Genomic DNA, 25,923 nt, shown 5'->3' on the forward strand with positions numbered 1-25,923 from the left:
GGTCTGACACAGCAGTACATCGCGCAGGGAACTTACACGGATGGTACCACGTTTGATGTCACCGACCAGGTAGCCTGGAGCAGCTCTTCGCCCACGGTTGCTCTTATCGATGCCAGCGGGATGGCAACTGCCCTCACCAAAGGCAACACCAACGTAACCGCCATGCTAAATGGCCTGCGTGCCAGTGCCGAGCTAAATGTCACCGATGCTGTATTGGCTGGACTCATCGTCACTCCGCTGAGTGAGACTATCCCAATTGGTCTGACACAGCAGTACATCGCGCAGGGAACTTACACGGATGGTACCACGTTTGATGTCACTGATCAGGTTGCCTGGAGCAGCAGTTCGCCCGCGGTTGCCCGCATCGACACCCGTGGGGTGGCAACAGCCCTCACCCTGGGCCGCACCAACGTCACCGCCATGCTAAATGGCCTGCGTGCCAGTGCCGAGCTAAATGTCACCGGTGCGGTGCTGACCGGACTCACCGTGACTCCGCTAAATGGGGTCATCCCAAGAGGTCTGACTCTGCAGTACAACGCTAAAGGGAGTTACTCGGATGGCAGCACGTTTGATGTCACTGACCAGGTAGCCTGGAGCAGCAGTGACCGCACTGTTATCAACATCGACGCTAGCGGCATTGCCACAGGCGCAGAGCGGGGAAATGCATCGATAACTGCGCGCTTGGAGAGCATCATGGCAACACAAGCTGTGACCGTTACAATTCCCGGGCGTGTTGTGGTTTGGGGAAATACTGACTTTGGCGGTGATACTACCGGTATAGACGTAACAGACATTCTATATGTAGTCGGCAACAATGGTGCCATTGCCGGCCTCAAACAGGATGGCACCGTGGTGACGTGGGGGGATAGTTCTTCAGGTGGCGACAGCTCATCCGTTACTGACAAGCTCACAGGGGTGAAGACTATTTACTCAACTAGTTCAGCTTTTGCCGCCCTCAAAGAGGATGGCACCGTGGTGACGTGGGGGGATAGTGATTCAGGTGGCGACAGCTCATCCGTTACTGACAAGCTCACAGGGGTGAAGAGCATTTTCTCAACTATTTTTGGAGCCTTTGCCGCCCTCAAACCGGATGGCTCCGTGGTGACGTGGGGGCGGAGTAATTATGGTGGCGACAGCTCATCCGTTACAGACAAGCTCACAAGTGTGACTGCCATTTACTCATCTATTGGAGCTTTTACCGCCCTCAAAGAGGATGGCTCCGTGGTGACGTGGGGGGATAGTCGTTATGGTGGCGACAGCTCATCCGTTACAGACAAGCTCACAAGTGTGACTGCCATTTACTCATCTATTGGAGCTTTTGCCGCCCTCAAACAGGATGGCACCGTGGTGACGTGGGGGGGTAGTGATTCAGGTGGCGACAGCTCATCCGTTACAGACAAGCTCACAAGTGTGACTGCCATTTACTCAAATGGGCTAGCCTTTGCCGCCCTCAAACAGGGTGGCGCCGTGGTGACGTGGGGGCGGAGTAATTATGGTGGCGACAGCTCATCCGTTACAGACAAGCTCACAAGTGTGACGACTATTTACTCAAATGATAACGCCTTTGCAGCCTTAAAACAGGATGGCACCGTGGTAACGTGGGGGCGGAGTTATTCAGGTGGCGACAGCTCATCCGTTACAGACAAGCTCACAGGGGTGACCGCCATTTACTCAACTACTGGAGCTTTTGCCGCCCTCACACAGGATGGCTCCGTGGTGACGTGGGGGAGTAGTGATTCAGGTGGCGACAGCTCATCCGTTACTGACAAGCTCACAGGGGTGAAGACTATTTACTCATCTGCTGGAGCTTTTGCCGCCCTCAAACAGGATGGCACCGTGGTGACGTGGGGGGATAGTGATTCAGGTGGCGACAGCTCATCCGTTACAGACCAGCTTAAAGAGGTGCAGACGATAACTGCCACTAATTTAGTATTCGCCGCATTACTTGCTCCATAAGTGTGATGATTTTGATTAAATTGGGTAGCACGAGCCAAGGTTGAAACCTTGGCTCGTCTATTTTCTAAACCTTCGTTGTGAATAGTAGCGGGCATGGTCAGAAGTAAGCGCCCAGCGAAGAGCCTGTTGACAGTCGTAGCAGGTTATTCAGTAGGTAGAACAACACGCCATGGCTGCAGTTGCTTCTCAAGGCATAGGCGAATGCCTTGGCCAACTCTGAGTGACGCGAGAGGGAGGACATCCTATCCAGTAATCAGGTCTCCAGCTTATTAGACGTCAATTACTTTGGCCGACACGCGACAACTACCCTGCCACTGAGGGGGAATGGCTGTTCAACTTCACCGGAATACGCAGGTATCACCGTCGCTTGCTGGCAGAGACGGCGATGTATCGGTTCAAGCAGCTAATGATGGGCAAAATCAGTCTGCGAATATACAACGGTCAGGTAGGGGAAGTGATGGCGTATGTGAGTGCGATAAACAAACTGAACAGGCTTGGTCTGCCAGTCAGAAAGCCCCGAGTGTAACGGTCATCTGGGGCAGGGGGCATGACTTGTTGGCTGATTTGGGCAACAAATTTATGGAGAATTAATTATTTTTAATTAATTTTAACTCCTAACTTCACACTTAGCACACAGAGCAGCCATATTATTCTTTTCGTGTCTAATCATACAGGAAACACAAAATGAAAACCTTTATCGTAACATCTGCAATTTTTATACAATCGCTGTCTTTTAGTGCATTTGCTTTTGATGCTAGTTTGATTGGAGCTAGAACATTAATTATAAAAGGCATCGACTCGCAGAATGAGCTATTCACTGTAACTGACAATGTCGGTACATTTAGAGATTCACAAGAAGCCACTAAAGCGGTTGCTGTATTTCATCTTCCTATGAGCCTAACTGGTGAGGTTGATGTTTGCAGCAGACAAACATGCAAAAAAATCGCTTTACCGTTCCAGTTTGGGGGGGGGCGTAACAACTAGGAATAGTTTACAAAACCTACATTAGGAGTTATTTATGAAACGTATTGCTATATATTTTGCACTATCAATCTCTACTTCAACAGCTTTCGCTGATGAGCACAACAAAAATATGGCTGATATTGAAGCTGCTTTTGAGGGGCGTGTCGGTGTTTACGCAATAAACACTGGCAGCGGCAAGGCATATTCATATCGAGCCAACGAACGCTTCCCCTTATGTAGTTCATTTAAAGCATTTTTGGCGGCAGCAGTTTTAAAAATGGATCAAGATAGTCCTGGAGTCCTGCTTGAAAAAGTAAATTATCATAACAGAACTATGGAACCCCATTCACCCATAACAGAGAAATTTCAGTCACAAGGAATGGCCGTAGGGGAACTGGCTGCTGCAACACTTCAGTATAGTGATAATGGCGCTGCTAACCTTCTCATGGAAAAATATATAAAAGGACCAGCGGGCATGACTCAGTTCATGAACAGTATTGGTGATACTAAGTTTAGGTTGGACCGATGGGAGTTGGACCTTAATAGTGCTATACCAGGAGATGAACGTGACACATCAACACCGAAGGCCGTGGCAGAAAGTCTGAACAAGTTAATATCCAATGCAGTCTTAGACAACTACCATCAAGAGATATTCAAAAAGTGGATGATTGGTAATACTACAGGAGATAACAGAATAAGAGCTGCTGTGCCTGATGGTTGGGTTGTCGGTGATAAAACGGGAACTTGCGGAAATTATGGCACAGCAAATGATCATGCGTTTATTTTACAAGGTAATAATGCTGCCCCCCTGATTTTATCTATATATACAACCAGAAAAGGAGAAAATATGAAGCATGATGATGAGGTGATTGCTAAAGCAGCTAGGATTGCAATAGAAAATGTAAAGTGATGGTTGTTATGGTCGTACAAACTGTATAGATCTAGTTATCAACTGACACCGGTCTCAAACCGGTGTCTTATTTATGCTACTTTAATGCACACTTCCTTCTGTATAAATTTCAAACCCTTCTTGAACATGCTGTAGGGGGCGGCAGACTGACTCGATGGCCAGCCACCCTAAAATGCCATAAGTTTGCCGAGTATGGGGGTAATGAAGGACTCTTCTTGCAACCAAGCAATCTGTCTTGCAAGCTGTTGGTCCTCATATTTGGTCAGTAGAGATCCTGTGACAAACTGAGCCCAGGCATCCATCATAGGGCGACGTTGCTCCAGCAAGTCAGTACGGTGGTAGGCCGCCTCTACTTTGCTCTCGACTTTATGAGCCAATGCTCGTTCTGCTAAGTCCTTTGGATAGCCTTGTTCACTACACCAATCTCGCAGAGTTGAGCGAAAGCCATGGGCTGTTGCATAGCGTCCAGGAGTAGTACTGGGGGCTTTCACTCTCCTTAAAAAGGAGGTAAGTGCCATGTCAGACAGTGGAACTTGCTTTCTTGGGGATGGAAATACCCATTTTTGATGTAATCCTCTCATGCTCAGCAAAATGTTAATCGCCTGTTGGGATAACGGCACTCTGTGCATCTGCTTTGCCTTCATGCGATCAGCTGGGATAAGCCAAATAGATTTATCCCAATTGATTTCATCCCATGTCATTTCACGGGCCTCCTTGGAGCGGCATCCGGTGAGCATCACAAATAGCATCAGGGACTTTCCTGCATCAAATTGATTGATATTGCTCAAGTGCTGATGCACAAAAGCGGGAACATGGCGCCAGTCCATCGCTGGATGATGCTTGGTATGTTCATCTTTGGTGGGTTGTATCGATAGCAATTTATGAACGACCTTTACCGGATTTGAATTGCAGTACTCATGAGCCCATGCCCAGTCCATCACAGCATGCATGCGCTGTTTAACGCGCTTGGCTGTATCTGGAACTGATAGCCAGATGGGTTTGAGGACATTGGCGAAATGAGAGGGTGTTAATGTATCAACAGCTAGGTGGCCGATCGTGGGTAGCGCATAGTCCTCCAAGGTTTTTAGCCACTGCTTCTCATGTTTGGGGTTTTTCCAGCCAGGTCTCAGACTGTCGTGTACTTGGCGGACAGCCTCAGCGAAGGTGGGAACTGTAGGCTTGCTTGTTTCCAGTTGTTTCTGGTCAAGAGGATCCAGCCCTTTGGCAATGAGCTCACGCATGGACTGCCCTTGTTTACCGGCATCAGCGATGGAGATCTCAGGGTAAGTACCTAAACCGGCATTTCTGCGTTTTTTGGTGACTGGGCTGACAAATCGGAATACCCATTTTCCTCGGCCTTTAGTAGAGGAAGGATGCAGGGTTAGACCGGTCACGCCACCATGTGGTAGTGGCGTATCGTCAGGTTTGATACTGCGAGCTTTCGCATCAGATAGTTGTGCCATGAGGGCTCCCTTGTATGTATATGGCATGCCATCTAGTATGCCAATTTGAGCTGACTTTCTTCAACTCTCATTGGACGTCATTGGTGGGTGGGCTGATTTAACTGATTGAGTTTATTCAGCAATTTAAACTTTCATGTACTTCTCTGAACTCATATATGGCGGTCTCCCTCACCGCCAAATCTAAAAAAACCGACCTCAGGGTCGGTTTTTTGCTTTCCGGCAAACGCAAACACCTATGCCGACAAGTGAGCCAGAGCCACGCAGTGGCAGATCATCCACGCACTCATCCCCCGGTTTGCAAAGCCCTGATGGAACATCACCGCTTTTCGTATTGCCAGCTCCCGCCCCCTACCTTGCTTTTGTGATTGCCCCACCCGACAAGCGTTCCTTCCTGTCACAACAGGAGCAACAAGATGATTGCAATGCCATCTTATGGCCGCAACACGCCTTCTTTTATGGACGTTACCCAGCGCCCATTAATTGCTCAGCGATTGGATTTCATTTTGAAAAACTGATACTTAAGTAGCTACACTAGCCATTATCAACATGCAGGGACGTGTAAAAGATGAGCTTGATTGGCTTGGTACTGGCGTTGATCGCCATCCTTGGCGGCAACATGATCGAGGGTGGTCATCCCAGTGCACTGCTCGATCTGCCCGCATTTCTTATCGTGATAGGTGGCACCATAGGTGCTGCGCTGACCCAGTTCCCTTTCTCCGTCGTCGGCAGCACCATGAGGCGTTTCAAATGGCTGCTCTCTCCCCTCAAACTCGACCTGCTGGAACAGGCCCAGTTGCTGGAGACCCTGGCAGGCAACGCCCGCCGCAGCGGTATGCTGGCGCTGGAAGGGATGATCGAGGAGATCAAGGATCCCTTCCTGAAGAAAGGGGTGCAGATGATGGTCGATGGCTACGAGAAGGCCAAAATCCACGAGGTGCTGGAGAACGAGATCGAATTTGAACAGGAAGATCTCGAACAGACGGTCAAATTCTATGAAGCCATGGGCGGCTACTGCCCGACCATGGGGATCGTCGGGGCGGTATTTGGCCTGATCCACGCCATGGGTCTGCTGGATGCCCCCGACAAGCTGGGCGGCGCCATCGCGGTGGCCTTTATCGCCACCATCTACGGGGTATCCGCAGCCAACCTGATCTTCTTGCCGTTCGGCAACCGCTACAAAGGGTTCGCCCACCAGATCCGCCACTACAAGGAGATGACCCTGACCGGCATTCTCTGCATCGTGGATGGCGAATCCCAGGCACGCCTGCAAGTTACCCTCGAACCTTATCTGGGAGGTCACGGTGGCCAAAAAGAAAAAGGCTGAAGCACCGGAGAACCACGAACGCTGGCTGGTCTCCTATGCCGACTTCATGACCCTGCTGTTCGCCCTGTTTGTGGTGCTCTACTCCTTTGCCATGGCAAAGCAGTCCGAAACCCGGGTGCTTATCCAGGGCTTTATCGAGTCGCTGGGTAAAATCGGCCTCATCTCCCCGCCTGCCGGCTCACCTTTGATGCAGGGGGGCACAGGGATTCTCGAGCCAGAATCAAAAACTACGCCGAGCAGCCCGAAAGAGGAGACTGTGCTGGAGAAAGATGCCCCCATGGCGGCATCGGACCCCTTCAACGAGACCATAGGTGCCTCGGAAAAACCGAGCGCCACCGAAGCCTGGCCCCACAAGACCCAGGAGCAGGAGTGGGTGCAGGTGACCAAGCAGAAGCTGGAGCAGCAGCTAAAGGCCCAGATTGAATCGAAGGATCTGGAGGTCGAGCAGCTTGGCAGTCAGCTGGTGATCCGCATCGGCGAGAAGGCGCTGTTTCCCGCCGATTCGGCGTTCCTGCAGCCCCAGTTCATCCCGCTGGTCAACAAGATCGCCGGCATTTTGGCCAACATCCCGGGGCAGGTAGTGGTCACCGGTCATACCGACAACTCCCAAGCGCCGGTGGAGCTCTATCGCAACAACTGGGAGCTCTCGGTGCTGCGGGCCTCTTCCATCGTGCAGACCATGCTGACCAACCCCCAGCTGGATGCCAGACGAGTCATCGCTCAGGGTGTTGCCGACACCCAACCCCGCTTTGCCAATGACACCCCCGAACATCGCCAGGCGAACCGCCGGGTCGATATCACCCTCTCCCAAGGCAAGGCCGCAGAAGAATCGCTGCAACTGCTCAAGCCCTGATCCCCCCGCTCCCGCCTCGCGCGGGAGCTTCTTTTTAAAAACAAATAACTCAATAATATCAACACCATAAGATCTTAATGATAATGATTGCCATTTATTGTCAAGTGGTCAGGCCTCTGCAATAATGCCGCCCCTCAGGCTTAAATAAAAACAATTATCATTATGAACAAACTGCTTCAGGCATGGCCGGCACTCTTGTGTGCCTCCGCTGGCGCGGCCGATCTCCCCCCTGTGGAGAAGGCTCGCAGCGACGATACCATCATTGTCACCGGGCAACGTGTACAACAGCAACTCTCCGATGTTTCCGGCTCCATCACCGTCATCACCCAGGAAGAGCTGGACCGTCAGGTCGCCAGCGAGCTGACTCATGTGTTTCGCAAGATCCCCGGTGTCTCGGTCACCGGCTCTGCCGGGCGACCGCAAAACATCAGCGTGCGCGGCATCGGTGGCAACCGTATCCTGCTGATCAAGGATGGGGTGCGCGTCAGCGACGGCTTTGGCGCCGACAACATCAATGACAAGGTAGGTCGCTTCAACTTCGACCTTGATGACATCAAGCAGATTGAGGTGGCCAAGGGGGCCGGCTCCTCCCTGCATGGCTCCGATGCCATCGGCGGCACCGTGGTGATGAATACCAAGCAGCCGGAAGATTATCTGCAACAGCAAGATAGCTATCTGGCGGCCAAAACCCTCTACGGTGGCGACAGCAACAAGAAGAAGCTCAGCATGACCGGCGCGGTACGGGCACTGGAGAGCGAACATCTGTTGCGCCTCTCCGGCTGGCGTGGCAACGAAACCGCCAACTTTGAAGAGAACCGCATACCGGCTGATTTGGATGGCATGAGTGCCTCCACCAGCAGCCGCCTCCCCCTCAATGCCCATCACGCTCTGCGGCTGGAGCTGGACTACTACGAGGATCACGCCAAACGCCAGATGGGCCCAAAGGCGGTGCCCCAACCCGATGGCAGCTGGGACGTGATCGGTTTTCAGGAAGATGGCGATCAGCGCACCCAGGGCGGCAAGTTCAGCTGGGAAGCCAGCGATCTGGGCATGGTCGATACCCTCAACTGGAGCCTGTTTGGCAACCAGTCACGCAACGAAGCCAACCAGCGCCAGCTGCTGCGCAACGATGCCCTGAGCGGCTATCCCAGATATCGCAGCCAGCGCACCCTCTCCACGTTCGAGGAGCTGCGCCTTGGCAGTGAGCTGGAGCTGCAGAACAAGCTGAGCACCGGCTCGCTGGATCACACCTTCAGCTACGGTGTGGAAGTGGAGCAGGCCAACCACGAGCGACCGGTCAGCAATCTGACCCTGGAAGATGGCATCACCACCCAGGGACAGAAAGCCCCCTTCAGCAAGGCCGAGACCCGCCGCGATGGCATTTGGCTGAGCGATGTGATCGATCTGGGCAGTTGGCAGTTTACCCCGACCCTGCGCTTTGACCGCCAGCGCCTGCGCGCACCGGACAGCAATCTGGCCGAGAACCACAGCGACCACATCTCCCCCAGTGTGGCGGCCAGTTACCGCTTCAACGAGACATGGCGCAGTTGGCTCAGCTATGCCAACGGCTTCCGCGCCCCCGCTTACGATCAGGTTTACGGCAACATTCCTCACTACTTTGCCATGCCGCCGTTCGAGATCATTGCCAACCCCAACCTCAAGGAGGAGACCAGCCACAGTCTGGAGTGGGGAGTGAATGGCCAAAGCGACAACTGGAGCGTCAAACCAGCCGTTTTCTACAACCGCTACTACAACTTCATCGACTGGCGCCAGACCGGTTTTCGCCTCGATGACGGTGTCTTCCTGCGCCAATATCGCAACGTTGCCAAAGCAGAAACCTGGGGCGCCGAGCTGGCCGCCAGCCTCTGGCTGAGCGACGAGTGGGAGCTTTCGACCAATCTGGCCTGGATGGACGGCAAAGATCACCGCGGTGAGCCGCTGCGCACCCAGACACCGCTGGAAGGCAACACCACCCTGCGCTGGCAACAGCTCGACTGGGGGGTTGAGCTCAGTGGCAACTATGCCGCCGCCATGACCAAGGTTCCCCAGTGCGCCAATGCGCAGACTGGCTACAACGGTGCCTGCCAGAGCAGCGCAGGCTGGTTCAGCCTGGACCTCACCGGCGACTGGCAGATCACCGAGGCGCTCAAGGTCAATGCCACCATCGGCAACCTGCTCGATACCCGCTACGTCCGCTATCAGGATGTGGCCGGACTCCCGGCTGGCAGCGACACCTCCCTCTACAGCCAGAGCGGCCGCTACCTGTCAGCCAGCCTCAGCTACCGTTTCGTGGGGATGTGATGAAGCATCATACAATCATGGCGGCCCTGTTGGCCGCCCCGTTGGCGTGGGCGCAAGAGGCCCTGCCACCGCCGATCCCGTCCCAATCGCACCTGATTTCAGGCAATCCCGTACGCCAGGATCCCTACTTCTGGTTGCGGGACGAGAGCCGTAGCAACCCGGCCATTCTCGCCCTGCTCAAGCAGCAAAATCGCTGGAGCGAGCAGCAACTCGCCGCGCAGCAACCGCTGGAGGCAACCTTGCGCGCCGAGTTTGCCCGTCATCCGGCGGGGGAATCTGTGCCAGAGAACTGGCTTGTCCGCGGCGATCAGGCATGGCTGCTGCGCCCGGATGGCTCACTCTGGCAACGCCACGGGGGCAAGGTGCTGCAGCGGCTTCCCGCCAGAGCGGGTGAGGCCTATTACGAAGCGGGCGGCTGGGCTCTGAGCCCGGATAACCGCACGCTGGCTATCGCCGAAGACAGGCGCGGCGATCTCGACTATCAGGTCACCCTGCTCGATCTCCAGAGCGGCAAGGTGCTGGCCAGTTTGGCGCAGCGCAGCGCTGATCTCGCCTGGTCACAAGATGGTCGCACCCTCTACACCATCGCCAACGAGCGCTACACCCTGCGCCCCTGGCAGCTGCGCGGCTGGCAGGATGGCCAGGAGCAGACTCTCTATGAGGAGCAGGATCCCGCCTGGCTGCTCAGCCTCTATCGCACCACGGATGGCCAGCATCTGGTGTTGCAGGGCAACAACCACGACAGCTCGGAGCAGTACCTGCTCGACTCGGACAAGCCGCAGCAGATCAAACCCCGCCAGCGCGGGGTGGAATACTATCTGGACAGCCAGTCTGGCTGGGTGATCAAGAGCAACCGGGAGGGGGCATTTGCCCTCTACTCAGCCAGCACGCCGCTCGGTGAGTGGCAGCGCCTGTGGCCCGCCAAAGAGGAGGATCTCGGCGATCCCGAGAAGTGGCGACTGTTTGATCGCCATCTGGTGGTGCAGTTTCGCCAGCAGGGGGAGGATTGGCTCGCCCTGCTCGATCGCAACGGCCATGAACGCCAGCGCCTGCCGCTGGCCAGTGGCGCCGGTACCGGCTGGCTGCAAGGAGAACATGACCCGGCCAGCGACCGTATTCTGGTGCGCAGTCAGGGCTTGAGCCAGCCCCCCGGCCAGCGCTGGCTGGATTTGAACAGCGGCCAGTGGATCAACGACCAGCACACCGCAGGCAATAAAGCATTGCCCTATCAGAGCGAGCGGCGCTGGATCACCTCTGCCGATGGCACCCGGGTGCCTGTCTCGCTGGTGTGGCGCAAGGATCTGGTCCCTCGCGCCGTACTGCTCTACGGCTATGGCGCCTATGGCACGCCGATGCGCCCCTACTACCAGAAAGAGCTGTTGAGCCTGCTGGATCGGGGCTTTGTCTACGCCATCGCCCATGTGCGCGGCGGCGGCATGCTGGGGGAGCAGTGGACCCGCGACGGGCGGGGCATCAACAAGCAGAACGGCATCAGCGACTTTATCGCAGCCGGCAACGCCCTGCGCCACTGGTTGCCCGACTCTGCTCCCCTGCCCATGTTTGCCATGGGGGGCAGCGCGGGGGGCACGCTGGTTGCTGCGGCCCTCAACCAGCAACCGACACTCTTTAGCGGCGCCGTGTTGCAGGTTCCCTTCGTCGATATGCTCGGCACCATGAGTGATCCCGCCCTCCCCTTGACCCGTCAGGAGTATCAGGAGTGGGGCAACCCGGCCAAGCCCGCAGAATATCAGGCGATGCGCCGCATCAGCCCCTACGACAACCTGCACCGCGCCCCCTACCCACCCCTGCTGGTCACTACCGCCCTGCACGACAGCCAGGTGCCCTACTGGGAGCCGGTCAAGTGGCTGGCCCGACTGCGGGAGCACAGCACGGGCTCCGGCCCCTACCTACTGCTGACCGAATTGGAGGGAGGCCACCGCGCCGGTGGTGGCGATCGGGCTCGTGAATTTGCCTTCTTGTTGCATCTGGCGGGGATAAATCAATGACCCTGCCGCTGATTGGGAGTACCACTATGAAACCCCTGTTGCCCGCCCTCTTGCTGGGGCTGGCTGGTTTTTCCACTCAGGCCGCCGAACTGCGTTTTGTCGAACAGGACGCCCCGGCCGATACCCGCCTCTGGCTCGAACAGCAGCTCGGCGTCACCCTGAGTGATGCCCCGGCCTATCAGCGCCAAGGCAAGCTGGGCCACTATCTGCATTATCGCCAGCAGCTCAATGGCGCACCGATCGCCGGCCTGATGGCCGCCATCAGTCTCGATGAGCGGGGTCGCCCGTGGCGTCTCTATCACAATACCCGGCTGATGCAGGCACAGGCGGCTCCATGTGATGAAGCAAGCCGCGCCGGGGTGGATGCCTATACCGCCACGCTGGATGGTACGGTGTGGCAATTCGCCGGCAGTGACGAGGCCCAGCCCTGGTACTGGCAGGATGGCGACACACTGACTGCTGCCTGGCGTCTGCTGGCGGTGGAAAGCCAGCCGGGCAACAGCAAAAGCAGCCACTGGCAACTGTTTGTCACCTGCGATGGCAGCGCCCTGCTGGGGCGCACGCTGCAAGAGGCCAACACCCGTGCCGAAGCGGCACCGCTGGCAGGGGAAGCGGCTACGGTGCAGGCCCGCATCTTTGCCCTCGACCCACGCACCCAGCTGCAAGATGGCAACCTGCTGTGGCGCCACGATCTGGTGCTGGACAACGGGGCCTATCGCACCGTGCCGCTCACGGTACAAAAGGTGGATGACACCTACCAGCTAAATGGCCCACGCGCCCGGGTCGTGGATGGCACGGCGCCGGAAACGGCCCCCTTTAGCAGCCCTGATGCCGATGGCTTCCAGCTGGATCACCAGCAGCCCGCCTTCCTCGATATCAATGGCTACTACCATCTGGATCTGGCCCAGCGCCATGTGGAATCCCTTGGCTACCCGACGCTGATGGGCGGCCCCCTGGCCATCGATACCGATGCCGGGGAGCAGGACAACTCCCTCTATGACCCCTTCCTGCGCCGGTTGGAAATTGGCCGGATAGGGGTGCCCGACGCGGAAGATCCCATGGTGATCTGGCACGAGTTTGGCCATGCGGTGCAGCACCATATCCTGCCCGACATGGGAGAAGAGGGTGACTGGGGCGCCATCGGCGAGGGCTTTAGCGACTATCTGGCCGCCAGCTGGCGCCAGCGTAGTCCAGAGGCTCGCCAGTTCGAGCCTTTCATGGTCTTCAACTGGGATGCCAGGATCAGCGGCCGAACGCCCCGTCAGCTCGATGATCTGCGGGCGCGCTATCATCCGGGCTTCCTCTATCCGGCTCACCTCACTATCAACGGCAGCAACGGCGACCAACTGTGGGGCACCCCGCTCTTCACCGCGCTGCGCCAGGCCGTTGAACAATATGGCGAGGTAGCCCGTGACGAGTTCGATACCCTGCTGATTGAATCTCACTTCGGCCTCGGCCCGCAAGTGCGGATGCCCCAGCTGGCGCGCGTCACCGTGGATACCGCCAACCGCCTCTATCCGGACCGCAGCTATGGCAAGCTGCTGGAGCAGGCCTTCCGCCACCACGCCCTGCTGCCAACGCCCATCGCGGCCCGCCTTGCCGATGACAGCTACCTGTTGCCCGGGGAGAAAAAGAGCCTCGCCATCGAATTGACCAACCAGAGCGGCCGCCCCCTGACCGTGGCTGACGCCAGCCTGCTCCCGAGCAAGGGGCTCATGGGTGACGGTCACTGGCAGGGAGAGCTCAACGCCGATGGCACCGCCCGCTGGACCCTGCCGCTGGAAGCAGCGAGCAACCTGACCTGTGGCGAGGCAGTCACCTTGCCGCTGCAGTTCCAGCTCACCCTGCCCAGCCCCACCGAGCGCCAGACCCGCCTTGACCTGCAACTGCCGATCGGTGAACCGCTCTGGCAGCGGGCCATCGGCCAGGGTGGCCAGATCAAGGATGCGGTGAGCGATGAACGGCACGGCCTGTCCCGCTTCACTCTCACCCTGCCCGAGAGCAAGGCCCGCATCGACAGCGGATTCGTGGTCGCCCTCGATCTGGAGCACAGCAAGCTGGAGCAGCTGGAGATCTGGCTCACCTCCCCTTACGGCACCCGGATCAGCCTGTGGAACAAGGGTTACGCCAGCCATACCCGGCTCAAGGGGGAGTTCCCCCGTGAACTGGTACCGTTCGAATCACTCGATAAGCTGCACGGCGAACCGCTCGCTGGCCGCTGGCTGCTGGAGATCAACGACACCAGCGCCGGTGACACCGGTCAGTTGCGCAGCTGGCGGGTAGCCCAGCAAGTCGGCGCCCGCTGTGACAAGGATGAAGCCCTGCCCAACACCGGCATCATTCCCCTTGAGCAGGATGAAGGGGGTGGCGGCACGACTTCGCCCCTGCTGCTGTTGCTGGCCCTCTGGCCCCGCCTATGGCGCCGGAGCACCCCGCGCCGTTGAATCCTGTACCACGGGGGTTACCGCCCCCGTGAACCTGTGACCGAATCAAGGAATGTGAAGTGAAACCATCCGTACTGGTTATTGCAACCCTCTCAGCCCTGCTCAGCGCCTGTGGCGGCGGGGAAGATAACGCACCACTGGCGATCCCGGACTACCGGGTCGATGTCGCCCTGCCAACCGCCGGTACCCTGTGCGCCGATCTGGATCAGAATTGGCAATGTGATCCTGCCGACCCTGCCGTCAGCGGCGAAGGAGCTGTGGCCCTGGTCAGCCGTTCGGCCAACATCGTCAACTCGCCTCTGCTTTTCGTACCGAGGAGCGGAGGCCTGCTACTGGCACATCCGGCCGCCAAAGGGGATCCACAACGGCTGCAACCAACCCTGCTCAGTACCCTGTGGCAGAGCCGCATTGCCGAAGGGGTGGCCGCCGATCGTGCACTGACGCAGCTGCTGGCCGATCTCGCCCCGCTGCAACCGGGCAGCGATCGCGCGGCCCTCGCAGGTCTCGGCCAGTTTGATCAGGCCCTGCAACAGGTGGCGATCAACTTGCAGCAACAGGCCCGCACACGCCTTGCCACCGCCAAGGAGACCCAGCTGCTTACCACCAGCTATCGCGCCATCAGCCTGATGCTGGCGCAATTGGCTCAGGAGTGGCAGCGCAACGGCCAGTTTGCCGAAGAGACCCAAAGCGAGCTGCTGACCCTGCTGGTGCAGCAGCAGCCACGCAACCTGCTGACCGTCACCGGCGTCACCACCTTCAGCGATGGTAACGATCCGCTGCTGGAACAGGAACCCGATGACTATCCGGGACAAGATGCCAGCTGGAATCGCACTCGTCCCCAGCTTGCCTATCGCAAACTCGATGATCGCGGTCAGGTGCTCCCCGACAACGCGCCGAGCTGGCAGTGCGTCAAGGATCTCAATACCGGTCTGGTGTGGGAGGTCAAATCGGACGATCCCTTGAGCCCGGCCTGGAAAAGCAGACCCTTTGCCTATGAGGATGAGCAGTTCAAGGCGACCGCAGGCGAGCAGCAAGCGGCCTACCAGCATATTCATAAGAGGATCGAACAGCTCACCGCCGAAGGAGATCTGTCGGCCCTCGCCCGGGCACAGGCGCTGACCACCATGCTGACCACCCGCGCGTATCAGCAGTGGCTCAATGGCGAGCAGCGCTGCGGCATCAGCCAGTGGCGGCTGCCCACCATGGGTGAACTGATGTCACTGATGCACTACGGCAGCCTGGCCAAGGACCCGCTGGGTCAACGCATCATCGTGGATACCCGTTACTTCCCGGATATCGCCCCCTCGGAAGATGACACCTACCATGGCTACTACTGGAGCGCCACCAGCAACACCGCCCAGCGCTTCTCCGGTGGCCCCATCAGCAAACGCACAGTCCTGCTCCTGGGAGAAGATGCGGGCACCACCTATCCCGCGCTGGTGCAGCAAGATACCTATGTCGAGCTGATGCAGGTACGACTGGTCGCCACTCCCCAATAATCCGAGGAATATCATGAGCCTTTATCGCTTTTCGTTCGCCGTGCTGGCACTGCTGGCCCCCCTGGCCCACGGTGCTGCCATTTGTGATGACACTATGGATCGCACCGCCCCCTCTGCCCGTTTTCTTGACCATGGCAACGGCACCGTCACGGATCAACACACCGGCCTCACCTGGATGCGCTGCAAACTGGGGCAGACATGGAGTGGCAGCAGTTGCCTGGGTGAACCGACCGTTTACTACTGGCAGCAGGGGCTGCAAGTGGCGGAGCGGATCCGCAGTGACAGCAGCCATGCTCTCTATCACTTCGGCGGTATCAGCCAGTGGCGCCTGCCCGACATCAAGGAGCTGGCGACCCTGGTCGAGCACGCCTGCTACAAACCCTCTCTCAATGAAGCCATTTTCCCGCGCGCCATGGCGGGGGGCGGTAAAGAGGTCAATGAGGGCTATGTCTATCTGATGAGCAGCACGGTAACCTCCGCCAATGGTCAGCGGGCGTATCTGGATATCACCTCGGGAGATATCGGTCTTCGCGCCATTGGCGCCTACCCGGATCAGGTCTTGCTGGTCGCCAATAAACCCTGACCGCCCCACGCTCGAAACCGGAACGCGATGACAGGAGAGGCTTGCGAGCCTCTCTTTTTATTGCTCTTGCCCCCCCCTATCTCACCCGCCATCACGCTCTTCTCCCGCCTGTGCCCGCTGCCCGCGATACCGACCTGATCCGGCTTCGCCCGCGGCATTTACCCCTTTCAGGTGATGACGAGGAGCAGCTCTCTGCGCTTTCCAGGCCTTTCTCGCCCGCCATAACCAGCAAAAAAGTGCGCTTCTTAACAAAATTTAATTACCGGTTAACCGATTAATAATTAACCCGTAAAAATGACATGTAAATCAGTGCGAAAGTGTCATAATGCGTAACATTATTGTTAAGTCACTTGATTAATTTGGTTAGGAAAAACCTCTATGTTTGCTGATATTTCTGCTCAACATTGGGCTTTTGCCATTTATGTCATCGGTGCCATCACCATCTGTCTGGTGATGATAGGCCTCGCTGCCCTGCTGGGGGGTCGTGCCTACGGCCGCACCAAGAACAAGCCATTTGAATCTGGTGTCGACTCGGTCGGCAGTGCCCGCCTGCGTTTTTCCGCCAAGTTCTATCTGGTCGCCATGTTCTTCGTCATCTTCGACGTCGAGGCCCTTTACCTGTTCGCCTGGTCTGTCTCCGTGCGGGAGAGCGGCTGGGTCGGCTTTATTGAAGCCACCATTTTCATCGGACTGCTGCTTATCGGCCTGATCTACCTCTGGCGCATCGGCGCACTGGACTGGTCACCGCGCAAACCGCAGTTGAACAACAAAAACAGTGATTGAACCACAGACCCTTTCCTTGAGGTTGCACCATGAAGTACACCCTGACCCGGATTGACCCGGATGCACCCGTTGAGCGCTACCCCCAGGAGCAGCGCCAGACCGTCGATGACCCACTGGCGCAAGAAGCGACGCGCGGCATCATGATGGGCCGTCTCGAGGAGGTGCTGCAAGACACAGTCAACTGGGGCCGCAAAAACTCCCTCTGGCCTTACAACTTCGGCATCTCCTGCTGCTACGTGGAGATGTGTACCGCCTTCACCTCCCCCCACGATGTGGCCCGCTTCGGCGCCGAAGTTATCCGCGCTTCGCCCCGTCAGGCCGATTTCATGGTGATTGCAGGGACCCCCTTCATCAAGATGGCGCCAGTCATCCAGCGCCTGTATGAACAGCTGCTCGAACCCAAGTGGGTGATCTCCATGGGGGCCTGTGCCAACTCCGGCGGCATGTATGACATCTATTCAGTGGTGCAGGGGGTGGACAAGTTCCTGCCGGTCGACGTCTACATTCCGGGTTGCCCGCCCCGTCCCGAAGCCTTTTTGCAAGCCCTGATGCTGCTGCAGGACTCCATCGGCAAAGAGCGCCGCCCCCTCTCCTGGGTGGTGGGCGATCAGGGGATCTACCGTCCGCAGATGCAGGCCGAAAAAGAGCGCAAGCGCGGCGAACGGATCAATGTGACCAACCTGCGCACGCCGGATGAGATCTGACCATGAAACTGACTCGTGATTTTCCCAGCAATTACGCCATGGCCCAGTGGCAGCCCAGCGACCACAAGGATGCCAAAGTCATTGGCGAACTGTTTGCCCACTTCGGGGCCGAGCACTTCACCGTGCAGACCACGCGCACTGGCGTGCCGGTGGTCTGGCTTCCCCGCGAACTGCTTCAGGATGTGATGGGCTTTTTGCGCAAGGTGCCCTCCCCGTTTGTGATGCTGTTTGATCTCAGCGCCACCGATGAGCGGCTGCGCAGCCATCGCGACGGTCTGCCCCAGAGCGATTTCACCGTCTTCTATCACCTCATCTCCATCGACCGTAACGCCGATGTGATGTTGAAAGTGGCGCTGGCCGAAAGTGACCTGCATCTGCCCACCATCACCAACCACTTCCCCAATGCCAACTGGTACGAGCGGGAAGTGTGGGATCTGATGGGCATCACCTTCGATGGCCATCCCCATCTGACCCGGATCATGATGCCCAAGAGCTGGCAGGGTCACCCGCTGCGCAAGGATTACCCGGCGCGCGCCACCGAATTCGATCCCTTCATGCTCGATGCCGCCAAACAGGACATGGAGCAGGAGAACCTGCTGTTCAAACCGGAAGAGTGGGGACTGGCCCGCGGCAACGAGAATGAGGACTACATGTTCTTGAACCTCGGCCCCAACCACCCCTCTGCCCACGGTGCCTTCCGGTTGGTGTTGCAGCTCGATGGCGAGGAGATCCGCAACTGCGTGCCCGACATCGGCTACCACCATCGCGGTGCCGAGAAGATGGGTGAGCGCCAGTCCTGGCACAGTTACATCCCCTATACCGACCGGGTCGAGTATCTGGGCGGGGTGATGAACAACCTCCCCTATGTGCTGGCGGTCGAGAAGCTGGCCGGCATCAAGGTGCCGCAGCGGGTCGACATGATCCGGGTAATGATGGCGGAGCTGTTCCGCATCCAGAGCCACCTCTTGTTCCTCGGTACCTATATTCAGGACGTGGGGGCCATGACCCCGGTCTTCTTCACCTTCACCGATCGGCAGAAGATCTACACCATCATCGAAGCGATCACCGGTGCCCGCATGCACCCGGCCTGGTTCCGTATCGGCGGTGTGGCCCACGACCTGCCGAAGGGATGGCAACGGCTGGTGCAGGACAACCTGTTGAGCTGGTTGCCCAAGCGGCTGATGGATTACGAAAAAGCGGCGATGCGCAACAGCATTCTGCGCGGTCGAACCATAGGCGTCTCTGCCTACACCACCGAGCAGGCGTTGTCCTGGGGCACCACGGGGGCCGGATTGCGCGCCACCGGCCTCAACTTCGACGTGCGCAAGTGGCGCCCCTACTCCGGTTACGATCAGTTCGACTTTGAAGTGCCGGTCGGCAGCAATGGCGATGCCTACGACAGAGCTACCGTGCGGATCGAGGAGATCCGCCAGAGCATGTCGATCATCGAGCAGTGCATGAAAAACATGCCGGAGGGCCCCTTCAAGGCGGATCACCCCCTCACCACACCGCCGCCCAAAGAGCGCACCCTGCAGCACATCGAGACCCTGATCAACCACTTCCTGCAAGTGTCTTGGGGCCCGGTGATGCCCGCTGCCGAGTCGTTCCAGATGATTGAGGCGACCAAGGGGGTCAACAGTTACTACCTGACCAGTGACGGCTCCACCATGAGCTACCGGACCCGGATCCGCACCCCGAGCTTTGCTCACCTGCAGCAGATCCCCTCGGTGATCAAGGGCAGCATGGTGTCGGACCTCATCGTCTATCTGGGCAGTATCGATTTTGTTATGTCGGATGTGGACCGTTAAGTGATCCGCCCTCCCGGCCATGGCCGGGAATTGGGATCGCCGGACGAGCAGTAAAAGGACAAGCCACCAAAGGTCAAGTCATGAGCCAGCAATGTCAGTGTCACAATAATCAGACCCCACAGGGGCAAGGGGCATGCAGCAGCAAACAGGACGACTTCGTTCTGAGCCAGGCTGAACACGATGCCATCGAACACGAGAAACACCACTACGAAGATCCCCGCGCCGCCAGCATCGAAGCGCTCAAGATCGTGCAGCAGGCCAGAGGCTGGGTACCCGACGGCGCCATTCACGCCATCGCGGCCGAGCTCGGCATTCCCGCCAGCGACGTGGAGGGGGTCGCCACCTTCTATAGCCAGATCTTCCGTCAGCCAGTTGGTCGCCATGTCATCCGCGTTTGCGACAGCATGGTCTGCTACATCAACGGTCACGAAGAGCTGCTGGCTGGCCTCAAGGAGGTGATGAACCTCGCTCCCGGCCAGACCACTGCTGATGGCCGCTTCACCCTGTTGCCGGTCTGCTGCCTAGGCAACTGCGACAAGGGGCCGGCCATCATGATCGATGACGACACCTATGGCGGGCTCGACCCCGTCACCTTGCTGAAAACCCTGGAGGCTTACCCATGAGCCTGCAGCAGAGCAAGATCCTCACCTCCTTTGGCACCGCCAACCGTACCCCGCGTGCGGCCGAGACCCATCCGCTCACCTGGCGGCTGCGTGACGACGGCCAGCCGGTATGGCTGGAGGAGTATCAGGCCAAACAGGGTTATGAAGCGGCGCGCAAAGCGCTTGGCCATATGAGTCCGGACGAGATTGTCAGCACCGTCAAGGATGCCGGTCTCAAGGGGCGTGGCGGCGCGGGCTTCCCCACTGGCGTGAAGTGGGGGCTGATGCCCAAAGACGAGAGCATGAATATCCGTTACCTGCTCTGTAACGCCGACGAGATGGAGCCCAACACCTGGAAAGACCGGCTGCTGATGGAGCAACTGCCCCATCTGCTGATCGAGGGGATGATCATCAGTGCCCGGGCGCTCAAAGCCTATCGCGGCTACATCTTCCTGCGTGGCGAGTATGTCGATGCCGCCATCAACCTGCGCCGTGCGGTAGAAGAGGCAAAAGCCGCCGGTTTGCTGGGCAAGAACATTCTGGGCTCGGGTTTTGATTTCGAGCTGTTCGTCCACACCGGCGCCGGTCGCTACATCTGTGGTGAAGAGACAGCGTTGATCAACTCGCTGGAAGGGCGCCGTGCCAACCCGCGCGCCAAACCGCCCTTCCCCGCCGTTTCCGGCGTCTGGGGTAAACCCACCTGCGTCAACAACGTCGAGACCCTCTGCAACGTCCCCGCCATTATCGGCAACGGGGTGGCCTGGTATCACGGGCTGGCGCTGCCGGGCTCTGAAGACCACGGTACCAAGCTGATGGGCTTCTCCGGCAAGGTAAACAACCCCGGGGTGTGGGAGCTGCCATTTGGCATCACCGCCCGCGAGCTGTTTGAAAACTATGCCGGCGGCATGAAGAGCGGCTATAGCCTGAAAGCCTGGCAACCGGGCGGCGCGGGAACCGGTTTCTTGCTGCCTGAGCACCTCGATGCCCAGATGTACACCGCTGGTATCGGCAAGGTAGGCACCCGGATGGGGACCGGCCTCGCCATGGCGGTGGATGACTCCATCAGCATGGTGAGTCTGCTGCGCAACATGGAGGAGTTCTTCGCCCGCGAGTCGTGTGGCTGGTGCACGCCCTGTCGCGATGGCCTGCCCTGGAGCGTCAAGCTGCTGCGGGCACTGGAACGTGGCGAAGGGCAATCCGGCGATCTGGCGACTCTGGAACAACTCTGCGGTTTCCTTGGCCCGGGCAAGACCTTCTGCGCCCACGCACCGGGCGCTGTCGAGCCGCTGGCCAGCGCCATCAAATATTTCCGCTCCGAATTCGAGGCCGGGATCAAAGGCAGCGGTGATAACCGCAAGCCGGTCAAAGGGATCCAGCCCAATCTGCTGGGCGAGCGCTGGTAACGACACCACAGATTTCACAAAACAGGTTTCAGGGAAGTTGTATGGCAACCATTTATGTAGACGGCAAAGAGTATGAGGTAGACGGGGCAGATAACCTGTTGCAAGCCTGTCTGTCGCTGGGTCTGGACGTCCCCTATTTCTGCTGGCACCCGGCGCTGGGTAGCGTGGGAGCCTGCCGCCAGTGTGCGGTGAAACAGTATCAGAATGCCGATGACAAGCGCGGCCGTCTGGTCATGTCCTGCATGACCCCGGCCACCGATGGCAGCTACATCGCCATCGAGGATGAAGAGGCTAAAGAATTTCGCAAGAGCGTGGTGGAGTGGCTGATGACCAACCACCCCCACGACTGCCCGGTGTGTGAAGAGGGCGGCGCCTGCCACCTGCAGGACATGACGGTGATGACAGGCCACAACAGCCGTCGCTACCGTTTCACCAAACGCACCCACCAGAATCAGGAGCTGGGCCCCTTCATCGGTCACGAGATGAACCGCTGCATCGCCTGCTACCGCTGCGTCCGTTACTACAAGGATTATGCCGGTGGCGAGGATCTCGGGGTCTATGGTGCCCACGACAACGTCTATTTCGGGCGGGTCGAGGATGGCACCCTGGAGAGTGAATTTTCTGGCAACCTGGTGGAGGTCTGCCCCACCGGCGTCTTCACCGACAAGACCCACTCCGAGCGCTACAACCGCAAGTGGGACATGCAATTTGCCCCCAGCATCTGCCAGCAATGCTCCGTGGGCTGCAACATCAGCCCGGGTGAACGTTATGGCGAGCTGCGCCGCATCGAAAACCGCTTCCACGGCAGCGTCAACCACTACTTCCTCTGTGACCGTGGCCGCTTTGGCTATGGCTACGTCAATCTGGCGGACCGCCCGCGCCAACCGCTGCTCAAAGATGGCAACGACCAGCTGACCATCACAGTCGATGGCGCCCTCAACCGCGCCGCCGATGCCCTGCGCACGGCCCGTGGCCTCATCGGCATCGGCTCGCCCCGCGCCTCGCTGGAGAGCAACTTTGCCCTGCGCGAGCTGGTGGGTGAAGCCAACTTCTACGCAGGCGTCGAGCAGGCCGAGTGGGCCTGTCAGCTGAAGATGCTGCAGATCCTGCAACAGGGCGGCGTATCAACACCAAGCCTGCGCGACATGGAAGAGGCCGACGCCATTCTGGTACTCGGCGAAGATGTCACCATGAGCGCGGCTCGAATTGCACTGGCCCTGCGTCAAGCTGTCAAGGGCAAGGCCCGCGAGCTGGCCCGCAAGATGAAGGTCGACCTGTGGCAGGTTGCCGCCGTTCAGACTCTGGGTCAGAACGAGCGCTATCCGCTGCTCATCACCAGTCTCGACACCACCCGCCTTGACGATGTGGCGGCCGACAAGCTGCACGCCCCCTATGCCGATCAGGCGCGCCTTGGCTTTGCCATCGCCAACCTGCTCGACCCGGCCGCACCGGCCGTGAGCGACCTCTGCCCCGAGCTGCAGGCACAAGCGACTCGCTGGGCCGAGCTGCTCGGCAACGCCAGGAAGCCGCTCATCATTGCAGGCTCCACTGCCCGCGATGTGGCGCTGCTTGAGGCGGCCAGCAACATTGCCCGCGCCCTGAAAGGCCGAGGTCTGGAAGCCAACATCGCGCTGGTTGGCCAGGAGGCCAACTCGCTGGGTCTGGCCATGCTGGGCGCCCAAACCTTGTCAGACAAGCCACTCGAAGCCGCCCTTGCGCGTATCGAGTCAGAAGAGGGGTTGGCGCTGGTCACCCTGGAGAACGATCTCTACCGCCGCGCGCCGCGCAACCGGGTGGATGCTGCTCTGGCACGGCTGCAGCACCTGCTGGTCATCGACCATCAGGCGACCCCGACCGCCAACAAGGCAGATCTGGTGCTGCCAGCGGCCAGTTTTGCCGAGGCCGATGGCACCCTGGTGAACATGGAAGGGCGCGCCCAGCGCTTCTTCCAGGTCTATGCACCCGCCTTTTACAACGCCGATATTCAGGTGCGTGAAGGGTGGCGCTGGCTGGCGGCGCTGCAAGGGGCGATCGAACGCAAGCCGCTGCGCTGGCAGAACTTCGACCAGGTCAACCATGACTGTGCCACCAGCAATCCGCTGCTCGCTACCATGCTGGAAGCGGCGCCCAACGCAGGCTTGCGGATCCGTGGCATGCGACTGGCCCGTGAGCCGCATCGTTACAGCGGTCGCACCTCCATGCTGGCGGATCAGAACGTCAGCGAGCCGCGGGTAGCGCAAGATCCCGACTCCCCCTTCAACTTCTCCATGGAAGGGTATGCCGGAGCCCGTCAGCCGCTGCCGCAAGTACCGTTCGCCTGGGCGCCGGGCTGGAACTCTCCCTCCGCCTGGAACAAGTTCCAGGATGAAGTGGGTGGCAAACTGCGCGCTGGCGATCCGGGTCGCCGTCTGCTGGAAGCAACAGACCCGCAGGCAGAAGGCAAGGAGCCGCTCGGCTGGTTCACCACCATCCCCGCCCCCTTCAAGGCCGCAGAGGCGCTGCAAGTGGTCAATTATGCCCAGCTGTTTGGCGGCGAGGAGCTCTCCGCTCGCAGCCCGGTCATTCAGGCCCGGATGAACGAACCCGAGCTGGTGCTCAATCCCCTTGATGCGCAGCGTCTGGCCCTCCACGGGGGCAGTCAGGTCTCCTTCTCCTGGGGCGGTAGCCACTGGCAACTGCGTCTGCGGCTGAGCGAGCAGCTGAGCGCCGGTCTGGTGGGGCTCCCCCTTGGGGTGAACGGCCTGCCGACGGCCCTGCAACAAGCCTCAATCACTAACCTGCAGGAGGTGATCGCATGAGCGAGTCGCTGATCGATCTGTTGCTGGAGGTGGGCAAGGCACTGATCGTGCTGGTGGGGATCGTGGGGGCTGGCGCCTTCATGAGCTTCATCGAGCGCCGTCTGCTGGCCCTGTGGCAGGATCGCTACGGCCCCAACCGGGTGGGGCCGTTTGGTCTGCTCCAGCTGGCCGCCGACATGATCAAGATGTTCTTCAAGGAGGACTGGATCCCGCCGTTCGCTGATCGGCGGATCTTTATCCTGGCCCCCATCATCGCCTTCACCGCCTTTATTCTGGCGTTTGCGGTGGTGCCCATCACCCCCACCTGGGGCGTGGCGGATCTCAATGTGGGGCTGCTCTACATCCTGGCCATCGCGGGGCTGGCGGTCTATGCGGTGCTGTTCGCCGGCTGGTCGAGCAACAACAAATACTCATTGCTCGGCAGCTTGCGCGCCTCGGCCCAGACCCTCTCCTACGAGGTGTTTCTCGGGCTATCCCTGATGGGGATTGTGATCCAGACCGGCAGTTTCAACCTGCGGGATATCGTCGAGGCACAAGCAGACTTGTGGAACGTGGTGCCCCAGATCCTGGGCTTTGTCACCTTCCTGTTTGCCGGTGTCGCCGTCACCCACCGTCACCCGTTCGATCAGCCGGAAGCCGAGCAGGAGCTCGCCGATGGCTATCACATCGAGTATGCGGGGATGAAGTGGGGTCTCTTCTTCGTGGGCGAATATATCGGCATCGTGCTGATCTCCTCGCTCATTGTGACCCTCTTCTTCGGTGGCTGGCACGGCCCCTGGCTGCCCCCCTTCATCTGGTTTGCCCTGAAGACCGCCTGTTTCATGGTGTTCTTCATCCTGCTGCGGGCCTCCCTGCCTCGCCCGCGCTTTGACCAGGTGATGTCGTTTGGCTGGAAAGTCTGCTTGCCGCTGACCCTGATCAATATGCTGGTCACCGCGGCAGTTGTACTGATAAGTACGCAGTGAGGCACTCAATATGAAAATTGTTAGCATTATTCAGGGTGTCGGCACCCAGTTACGCAGTCTGGCCATGGTCTTCTCCCATGCCTGGCGGCCCCGTGAAACCCTCAACTATCCGGAGCAGGCAGTCTATGCGGCCCCCCGCTACCGCGGTCGCATCGTGCTGACCCGCGACCCCGACGGGGACGAGCGCTGCGTGGCCTGCAACCTCTGCGCAGTTGCCTGCCCGGTCGGCTGCATCTCGCTGCAAAAATCCGAGCGGGAAGATGGTCGCTGGTATCCGGAGTTCTTTCGCATCAACTTCTCTCGCTGCATCTTCTGCGGCCTGTGTGAAGAGGCTTGCCCCACCACCGCCATCCAGCTGACACCGGATTTCGAGATGGGTGAGTATCGCCGCCAGGATCTGGTGTACGAGAAGGAAGATCTGCTGATCAGCGGGCCAGGCAAATACCCGGACTACAACTTCTATCGCATGAGCGGGATGGCCATCGACGGCAAACCGAAAGGGGAAGCCGAAAACGAAGCCAAACCCATCGATGTCAAGAGCCTGCTGCCCTGAGGAGT

19 protein-coding genes and 1 pseudogene are annotated in these 25,923 nt (G+C 58.8%); 19 read left to right on the forward strand and 1 reads right to left on the reverse strand.

Annotated elements, in window-relative coordinates:
• From AB5Z09_RS04670 to blaVCC, 4 genes and pseudogenes are all read left to right on the forward strand, one after another.
• On the forward strand, nt 1–1,956 hold a 1,956-nt coding region (locus AB5Z09_RS04670; RefSeq protein ID WP_368194733.1), incomplete at its 5' end, for an Ig-like domain-containing protein.
• Nucleotides 1,957–2,311: 355 nt separating this feature from the next.
• Nucleotides 2,312–2,482, forward strand: a pseudogene (locus AB5Z09_RS04675) (IS5/IS1182 family transposase); the annotation flags it as partial.
• 158 nt (nt 2,483–2,640) lie between these two features.
• Nucleotides 2,641–2,940, forward strand: a complete 300-nt coding sequence (locus AB5Z09_RS04680) for a hypothetical protein (RefSeq protein ID WP_368194734.1) — start codon at nt 2,641–2,643, stop codon at nt 2,938–2,940.
• Nucleotides 2,941–2,974: 34 nt separating this feature from the next.
• Nucleotides 2,975–3,829, forward strand: a complete 855-nt coding sequence (gene blaVCC / locus AB5Z09_RS04685; protein ID WP_368194735.1) for a VCC family carbapenem-hydrolyzing class A beta-lactamase — start codon at nt 2,975–2,977, stop codon at nt 3,827–3,829.
• A gap of 167 nt (nt 3,830–3,996) precedes the next feature.
• Here blaVCC and AB5Z09_RS04690 read toward each other — a convergent pair whose 3' ends face one another.
• Complete coding sequence (locus tag AB5Z09_RS04690; protein ID WP_368194736.1) at nt 3,997–5,292, reverse strand: tyrosine-type recombinase/integrase; 1,296 nt, start codon at nt 5,290–5,292, stop codon at nt 3,997–3,999.
• Between the two features lie 565 nt (nt 5,293–5,857).
• On the opposite strand from AB5Z09_RS04690, the gene AB5Z09_RS04695 reads away from it, so the two are divergent.
• The 15 genes from AB5Z09_RS04695 (at nt 5,858) to nuoI (ending at nt 25,918) form a co-directional block, all read left to right on the forward strand.
• The gene (locus AB5Z09_RS04695) at nt 5,858–6,616 is read left to right on the forward strand and encodes a flagellar motor protein (RefSeq protein WP_005351127.1); all 759 of its coding nucleotides are present in this window, start codon (nt 5,858–5,860) and stop codon (nt 6,614–6,616) included.
• Nucleotides 6,594–7,469 carry a flagellar motor protein MotB gene (locus AB5Z09_RS04700; protein ID WP_005351126.1) on the forward strand — a complete coding sequence of 292 codons (876 nt, stop codon included), beginning with the start codon at nt 6,594–6,596 and terminating at the stop codon, nt 7,467–7,469. The genes AB5Z09_RS04695 and AB5Z09_RS04700 overlap by 23 nt, the downstream gene beginning before the upstream one ends.
• A gap of 162 nt (nt 7,470–7,631) precedes the next feature.
• Nucleotides 7,632–9,770 carry a TonB-dependent hemoglobin/transferrin/lactoferrin family receptor gene (locus AB5Z09_RS04705; protein WP_368194737.1) on the forward strand — a complete coding sequence of 713 codons (2,139 nt, stop codon included), beginning with the start codon at nt 7,632–7,634 and terminating at the stop codon, nt 9,768–9,770.
• Nucleotides 9,770–11,776 (forward strand): prolyl oligopeptidase family serine peptidase, encoded by a 2,007-nt coding sequence (locus AB5Z09_RS04710; RefSeq protein WP_368194738.1) that lies wholly within the window; start codon nt 9,770–9,772, stop codon nt 11,774–11,776. The genes AB5Z09_RS04705 and AB5Z09_RS04710 overlap by 1 nt, the downstream gene beginning before the upstream one ends.
• Nucleotides 11,773–14,220 (forward strand): proprotein convertase P-domain-containing protein, encoded by a 2,448-nt coding sequence (locus AB5Z09_RS04715; protein ID WP_368194739.1) that lies wholly within the window; start codon nt 11,773–11,775, stop codon nt 14,218–14,220. The genes AB5Z09_RS04710 and AB5Z09_RS04715 overlap by 4 nt, the downstream gene beginning before the upstream one ends.
• A gap of 59 nt (nt 14,221–14,279) precedes the next feature.
• Entirely contained in the window at nt 14,280–15,719 is a 1,440-nt protein-coding gene (locus tag AB5Z09_RS04720; RefSeq protein WP_368194740.1) for a DUF1566 domain-containing protein, read from the forward strand.
• Between the two features lie 13 nt (nt 15,720–15,732).
• Nucleotides 15,733–16,302 (forward strand): DUF1566 domain-containing protein, encoded by a 570-nt coding sequence (locus tag AB5Z09_RS04725; protein ID WP_040067275.1) that lies wholly within the window; start codon nt 15,733–15,735, stop codon nt 16,300–16,302.
• A gap of 378 nt (nt 16,303–16,680) precedes the next feature.
• Nucleotides 16,681–17,085: an NADH-quinone oxidoreductase subunit A gene (locus tag AB5Z09_RS04730; RefSeq protein WP_005344919.1), complete on the forward strand. Its 405-nt coding sequence runs from the start codon at nt 16,681–16,683 to the stop codon at nt 17,083–17,085.
• A 29-nt stretch (nt 17,086–17,114) separates the two neighbouring features.
• On the forward strand, nt 17,115–17,789 hold the full coding sequence (locus tag AB5Z09_RS04735; protein WP_005344917.1) for an NADH-quinone oxidoreductase subunit B family protein: 675 nt from the start codon (nt 17,115–17,117) through the stop codon (nt 17,787–17,789).
• 2 nt (nt 17,790–17,791) lie between these two features.
• A complete protein-coding gene (nuoC, locus tag AB5Z09_RS04740) occupies nt 17,792–19,597 on the forward strand; it encodes an NADH-quinone oxidoreductase subunit C/D (RefSeq protein WP_040067274.1) in 1,806 nt (601 codons plus the stop codon).
• An 80-nt stretch (nt 19,598–19,677) separates the two neighbouring features.
• A complete protein-coding gene (gene nuoE / locus AB5Z09_RS04745) occupies nt 19,678–20,220 on the forward strand; it encodes an NADH-quinone oxidoreductase subunit NuoE (protein WP_368194741.1) in 543 nt (180 codons plus the stop codon).
• Nucleotides 20,217–21,602 carry an NADH-quinone oxidoreductase subunit NuoF gene (gene nuoF, locus AB5Z09_RS04750; protein ID WP_368194742.1) on the forward strand — a complete coding sequence of 462 codons (1,386 nt, stop codon included), beginning with the start codon at nt 20,217–20,219 and terminating at the stop codon, nt 21,600–21,602. The genes nuoE and nuoF overlap by 4 nt, the downstream gene beginning before the upstream one ends.
• A 41-nt stretch (nt 21,603–21,643) precedes the next feature.
• Complete coding sequence (gene nuoG, locus AB5Z09_RS04755; RefSeq protein WP_368194743.1) at nt 21,644–24,400, forward strand: NADH-quinone oxidoreductase subunit NuoG; 2,757 nt, start codon at nt 21,644–21,646, stop codon at nt 24,398–24,400.
• The gene (gene nuoH / locus AB5Z09_RS04760) at nt 24,397–25,365 is read left to right on the forward strand and encodes an NADH-quinone oxidoreductase subunit NuoH (RefSeq protein ID WP_005337244.1); all 969 of its coding nucleotides are present in this window, start codon (nt 24,397–24,399) and stop codon (nt 25,363–25,365) included. Before nuoG ends, nuoH begins: the two co-directional genes overlap by 4 nt.
• A 10-nt stretch (nt 25,366–25,375) precedes the next feature.
• Nucleotides 25,376–25,918, forward strand: coding sequence for an NADH-quinone oxidoreductase subunit NuoI (gene nuoI / locus AB5Z09_RS04765; protein ID WP_323968830.1), 543 nt, complete (start codon nt 25,376–25,378; stop codon nt 25,916–25,918).
• Nucleotides 25,919–25,923: the final 5 nt, after the last annotated feature.

The sequence above is a fragment of the Aeromonas sp. R2-2 genome, from assembly GCF_040908355.1.
Lineage (GTDB): Bacteria > Pseudomonadota > Gammaproteobacteria > Enterobacterales > Aeromonadaceae > Aeromonas > Aeromonas veronii.

Bases quoted from the DNA above. Each gene is read 5' to 3' on its own strand.
- AB5Z09_RS04735 (WP_005344917.1), top strand. From the start codon at position 17,115: ATGAAGTACACCCTGACCCGGATTGACCCGGATGCACCCGTTGAGCGC.
- nuoG (WP_368194743.1), top strand. From the start codon at position 21,644: ATGGCAACCATTTATGTAGACGGCAAAGAGTATGAGGTAGACGGGGCA.
- AB5Z09_RS04690 (WP_368194736.1), bottom strand. From the start codon at position 5,292: ATGGCACAACTATCTGATGCGAAAGCTCGCAGTATCAAACCTGACGAT.
- nuoC (WP_040067274.1), top strand. From the start codon at position 17,792: ATGAAACTGACTCGTGATTTTCCCAGCAATTACGCCATGGCCCAGTGG.
- AB5Z09_RS04695 (WP_005351127.1), top strand. From the start codon at position 5,858: ATGAGCTTGATTGGCTTGGTACTGGCGTTGATCGCCATCCTTGGCGGC.
- AB5Z09_RS04680 (WP_368194734.1), top strand. From the start codon at position 2,641: ATGAAAACCTTTATCGTAACATCTGCAATTTTTATACAATCGCTGTCT.
- nuoE (WP_368194741.1), top strand. From the start codon at position 19,678: ATGAGCCAGCAATGTCAGTGTCACAATAATCAGACCCCACAGGGGCAA.
- nuoF (WP_368194742.1), top strand. From the start codon at position 20,217: ATGAGCCTGCAGCAGAGCAAGATCCTCACCTCCTTTGGCACCGCCAAC.
- AB5Z09_RS04725 (WP_040067275.1), top strand. From the start codon at position 15,733: ATGAGCCTTTATCGCTTTTCGTTCGCCGTGCTGGCACTGCTGGCCCCC.
- nuoI (WP_323968830.1), top strand. From the start codon at position 25,376: ATGAAAATTGTTAGCATTATTCAGGGTGTCGGCACCCAGTTACGCAGT.
- blaVCC (WP_368194735.1), top strand. From the start codon at position 2,975: ATGAAACGTATTGCTATATATTTTGCACTATCAATCTCTACTTCAACA.
- AB5Z09_RS04710 (WP_368194738.1), top strand. From the start codon at position 9,770: ATGAAGCATCATACAATCATGGCGGCCCTGTTGGCCGCCCCGTTGGCG.
- AB5Z09_RS04705 (WP_368194737.1), top strand. From the start codon at position 7,632: ATGAACAAACTGCTTCAGGCATGGCCGGCACTCTTGTGTGCCTCCGCT.
- AB5Z09_RS04715 (WP_368194739.1), top strand. From the start codon at position 11,773: ATGACCCTGCCGCTGATTGGGAGTACCACTATGAAACCCCTGTTGCCC.
- nuoH (WP_005337244.1), top strand. From the start codon at position 24,397: ATGAGCGAGTCGCTGATCGATCTGTTGCTGGAGGTGGGCAAGGCACTG.
- AB5Z09_RS04730 (WP_005344919.1), top strand. From the start codon at position 16,681: ATGTTTGCTGATATTTCTGCTCAACATTGGGCTTTTGCCATTTATGTC.